The sequence below is a fragment of the uncultured Methylobacterium sp. genome (assembly GCF_964244095.1).
Classification (GTDB): Bacteria; Pseudomonadota; Alphaproteobacteria; order Rhizobiales; family Beijerinckiaceae; genus Methylobacterium.
This window is the reverse complement of the sequence record NZ_CAXTHR010000216.1, coordinates 1-4,618: the sequence shown is the minus strand read 5'-3', so window position 1 is coordinate 4,618 and position 4,618 is coordinate 1. Positions and strand designations below refer to the sequence as shown.

At 70.2% G+C, this 4,618-nt stretch carries 5 protein-coding genes; all 5 read left to right on the top strand.

What is annotated here, in order from left to right; genetic code table 11:
• A partial coding sequence (locus ACFE86_RS21250; RefSeq protein WP_375457303.1) for an ABC1 kinase family protein occupies nucleotides 1–1,136 on the top strand: 1,136 nt, incomplete at its 5' end.
• 176 nt (nucleotides 1,137–1,312) lie between these two features.
• Nucleotides 1,313–1,606, top strand: coding sequence for an aa3-type cytochrome c oxidase subunit IV (locus ACFE86_RS21245; protein WP_375457302.1), 294 nt, complete (start codon nucleotides 1,313–1,315; stop codon nucleotides 1,604–1,606).
• A 144-nt stretch (nucleotides 1,607–1,750) separates the two neighbouring features.
• Nucleotides 1,751–3,001 carry a Re/Si-specific NAD(P)(+) transhydrogenase subunit alpha gene (locus ACFE86_RS21240; protein ID WP_375457301.1) on the top strand — a complete coding sequence of 417 codons (1,251 nt, stop codon included), beginning with the start codon at nucleotides 1,751–1,753 and terminating at the stop codon, nucleotides 2,999–3,001.
• Between the two features lie 22 nt (nucleotides 3,002–3,023).
• Complete coding sequence (locus tag ACFE86_RS21235) at nucleotides 3,024–3,473, top strand: NAD(P) transhydrogenase subunit alpha (RefSeq protein WP_375457300.1); 450 nt, start codon at nucleotides 3,024–3,026, stop codon at nucleotides 3,471–3,473.
• A 4-nt stretch (nucleotides 3,474–3,477) separates the two neighbouring features.
• A partial coding sequence (locus tag ACFE86_RS21230; RefSeq protein WP_375457299.1) for an NAD(P)(+) transhydrogenase (Re/Si-specific) subunit beta occupies nucleotides 3,478–4,618 on the top strand: 1,141 nt, incomplete at its 3' end.

Sequence of the window (4,618 nt, the reverse complement as noted above, 5' to 3'; positions counted from 1 at the left end):
CCGAGTTGCAGAAGCTCCAGGCCGACGCGCCGCCGATGGGCGCGGCCTTCGTCAAGCGCCGGATGCAGGCCGAGCTCGGGCCCGCCTGGCAGGCGCGCTTCCGCACCTTCGACTTGAAGCCGGCGGCCGCCGCCTCCCTCGGGCAGGTCCACCGTGCGACCGCGCTCGACGGGACGTCGCTCGCGTGCAAGCTCCAGTACCCGGACATGCAATCGGCGGTCGAGGCCGACCTGAAGCAGCTCGAGGTCGCCTTCGCCCTCCACCGCCGGATGAATTCCTGGCTCGACACCCGCGAGATCGCCAAGGAGATCGGCGCCCGCGTGCGCGAGGAACTCGATTACGCCCGCGAGGCCAAGCACGCCGCGCTCTACGGCACGGTGCTCAAGGACATCGACGCGGTGCGCGTGCCGGCGGTGCACACGGAGCTCTCGACCAAGCGCCTGCTGACGCTGGGCTGGCTCGACGGCGAGCATATCCTCGGCTTCACTGAGACGCCCGTCGAGATCCGCAACCGCATCGCCCGGTCGATGTTCAAGGCGTGGTGGCACCCGTTCAGCCGCGCCGCGGTGATCCACGGCGATCCGCATCTCGGCAACTACACCGTGTTCTCGGAGGGCGGCCAGGGTGATCGGGAAGCGCAGGGCATCAACCTGCTCGATTACGGCTGCGTGCGCATCTTCCACCCGCGCTTCGTCGGCGGCGTGGTCGACCTCTACCGCGGGCTGCTCACCGACGACATGGCCCGCATCGTCCACGCCTACGAGGTCTGGGGCTTCCAGAACCTCGACCGAGAGAAGATCGAGATCCTCAACATCTGGGCGCGCTTCATCTACGGGCCGCTGCTGGAGGACCGCACCCGCACGGTGGCCGACGGGGTCAAGCCCGGCGAGTACGGCCGGCGGCAGGCGTTCGAGGTGCATCAGGCGCTGAAAGCCCGCGGACCCGTGACCGTGCCGCAGGAATTCGTGTTCATGGACCGCGCCGCGGTGGGCTTGGGCGCGGTGTTCCTGCACCTGCGCTCGGAGCTGAACTACCACCGCCTGTTCGAGGCCGAGATCGAGAGCTTCTCCCTCGACGCGCTCGCCCGCCGGCAAACGGAGGCCCTCGACGCCGTGGGATTGCCGCAGCCGGCCTGAGGCGACCCGCCTCCCCGTCGGAGGCGGGGACGTTCACGCTCCGGCGCCGGACCGCGGCGATGGATTGCGCGCGACTCGTTCGTGTGACACAGGGCTTCGTGCCAATTGCGGCAGGAAAACGCTTCAGCTACACCCGCTCGGAAGCGAGCAGGGTAGCGTCGAAGGACGAGCGTACGATGGCCGATACGAAGACCGTGTCCGGGGCGCGCTACAGCCCGGCGATGGACGCGAAGACGCACGAGCAGACGTACAGAGGGTTCGTTCACTTCGTCGAGATCGCCTCCAGCGTGGTGGCCTGCTGGGTCCTGGCGCTGGCCGTGGGCGGTGTCCGCGAGGCTTGGCTCACGGCGATCTTCGGCGTCGTCCTGTCGGGTGCGGCCGGCGCCGTCGGCGCCTTCGCGCCGGGGATCGGCTGGCGCGCACCCGTCGCCGTCGGCCTGCTTCTCTTCCTCTACCTGGTGTTCGCCTGAGACGGCCGATCGCCAGCGCGGGCCGCGCCCCGGATGCGGTCCGTCACAATCGCCACGCTTCCATCAATCCGAACGACCAGACCGTCTCGAAAAGCCGTGCCATCGCGCGCATTCGGTGACGGTCCTTCGAGGGGGAAATCCTGAATGCGCATCGCTGTCCTGTCGGAGACCGATTCCGCGGAGTCGCGGGTCGCGGCGGTGCCCGAGACGGTCAAGAAGTTCAAGGCCCTGGGGGCGGACGTGGTCGTCCAGGCGGGCGCCGGCGTGAAGGCCGGGATGCCGGACGCGGAGTACGAGGCCGCGGGCGCCTCCGTCGCCGCCTCCGCCGAGGCCGCCGCCAGCGGCGCCGACCTCGTGCTGAAGGTCCGCCGTCCCGGCGCGGACGAACTGAAGCTCCTCAAGCGGGACGCCGTGGTCGTCGCGATCATGGACCCCTACGGCCACGAGGCCGAGTTGCAGGCGATGGCCGAGGCCGGCATCGACGCCTTCGCCATGGAGCTGATGCCGCGCATCACCCGCGCGCAGGTGATGGACGTGCTGTCCTCCCAGGCCAACCTCGCCGGCTACCGCGCGGTGCTCGACGGTGCCTCCGAATACGGCCGCGCCATGCCGATGATGATGACGGCGGCCGGCACCGTGCCCGCCGCCCGCGTCTTCGTGATGGGCGTGGGCGTGGCCGGCCTCCAGGCCATCGCCACCGCCCGCCGCATGGGCGCGGTCGTCACCGCCACCGACGTGCGCCCCGCCACCAAGGAGCAGGTCGAGTCGCTCGGCGCGAAGTTCGTCGCCGTCGAGGACGACGAGTTCAAGCAGGCCGAGACCAAGGGCGGCTACGCCAAGGAGATGTCGGCCGGATACCAGGCCAAGCAGGCCGAACTGGTGGCGGCCCACATCGCCAAGCAGGACATCGTCATCACCACCGCGCTGATCCCCGGCCGCCCGGCGCCGAAGCTCGTCTCCGAGGCGATGGTCGCCTCGATGAAGCCGGGCTCGGTGCTCGTCGACCTCGCGGTCGAGCGCGGCGGCAACGTCGCCGGCGCCAAGCCCGGCGAGGTCGTCGTCAACGACCGCGGCGTGAAGATCGTCGGCCACCTCAACGTTCCCGGCCGCCTGCCCGCCAGCGCCTCGGCGCTGTATGCGCGCAACCTCTACGCCTTCGTCGAGACCCTGTTCGACAAGGAGACGAAGGCGCTCGCGATCAGGCGCGACGACGAGCTCGTCAAGGCGACCAACCTCACCCACGGCGGCGCCGTCGTCCATCCCGGCTTCCAGCCGAAGCCCGACGCGGCGTCAGCCGACAGGCCGCAGGACGCGCCGCAATCGGAGCAGGCCGCGCTCGGCCTGTCGCGCACCGGGGTCTCGGAATCCAGCACGCAGTCGGCAGGCGCGGCGTAGGCCGTCACCGAGGAGATCAACGATGGCCAACATCCCCCCCGACCAGGCGGTCGACCAGACCCGCGTGCTCGCCGACACCGCGCGTGCCGCAGCGGTCGCCGCCCGCAACGCCGCCGACCAGGCGCAGGGCATCGCCGACGGCCTCGGCCACGGCCTCAGCGCCGTGACGCACGGCGCGGTCGACGCCACCGTGTTCCAGCTCGCGATCTTCGTGCTCGCGATCTTCGTCGGTTACTACGTGGTCTGGTCGGTGACGCCGGCGCTCCACACCCCGCTGATGTCGGTCACCAACGCGATCTCCTCCGTCATCATCGTCGGCGCGGTGCTCGCCGCCGGCGTGCCGCTGATCGAGAAGGGCACCGGCTGGGCGCGCGCCTTCGGGTTCATCGGCATCGTGCTCGCCAGCGTGAACATCTTCGGCGGCTTCCTCGTCACCCAGCGCATGCTCGGCATGTACAAGAAGAAGGCCTGAGACGATGTCCCAGAACGTCTCCGCCCTCCTCTACATCGTCTCGGGCGTCCTGTTCATCATGGCGCTGCGGGGGCTGTCGCACCCGACCACGTCGCGGCAGGGCAACCTCTACGGCATGATCGGCATGGCGCTCGCCGTGCTCACCACCCTGGTCGGCCATCCGCCGGCAGGCTTCGGCGCCTGGGTCCTGGTGCTGCTCGGCCTCGGCCTCGGCGGCGGGGCCGGCGCGGTCATCGCCAAGCGCGTGCCGATGACGGCGATGCCGCAGCTCGTGGCGGCCTTCCACTCGCTCGTCGGCCTCGCGGCCGTGGCGGGCGCGGCGGCGACGCTCTACGCGCCGCAGGCGGTGGGCATCCTCGAGAACGGCCGCATCCACAAGGAGTCGCTGTTCGAGATGGCGCTGGGTGCCGCCATCGGCGCGATCACCTTCACCGGCTCGGTCATCGCCTTCGCCAAGCTCGACGGGCGGATGTCGGGCAAGCCGATCATGCTGCCGCAGCGCCACGCCATCAACATCGCGCTCGCGGTCGCCCTCGTGGCGCTGCTCGCGGTGTTCATCGGCGGCGAAAGCAAGGTGGTGTTCTGGCTGATCGTGCTGCTGTCCTTCGCGCTCGGCGGCCTGCTCATCATCCCGATCGGCGGCGCGGACATGCCCGTCGTCGTGTCGATGCTCAACTCCTACTCGGGCTGGGCCGCGGCCGGCATCGGCTTCACGCTCGGCAACCTCGCGCTCATCATCACCGGCGCGCTGGTCGGCTCGTCGGGCGCGATCCTGTCCTACATCATGTGCCACGCGATGAACCGCTCGTTCATCTCGGTGATCCTCGGCGGCTTCGGGGGCGACGCCGCAGCCGCCGCCGGCGGCGCGGTGGAGACGCGGCCGGTCAAGCAGGGCTCGGCGGACGACGCGGCCTACATCATGAAGAACGCCGAGCGGGTCATCATCGTGCCGGGCTACGGCATGGCGGTGGCGCAGGCCCAGCACGCGCTCCGCGAGATGGCCGACATGCTCAAGAAAGAGGGCGTCGACGTGAAGTACGCCATCCATCCCGTCGCCGGCCGCATGCCCGGCCACATGAACGTGCTGCTCGCCGAGGCCAACGTCCCCTACGACGAGGTGTTCGAGCTGGAGGACATCAACGGCG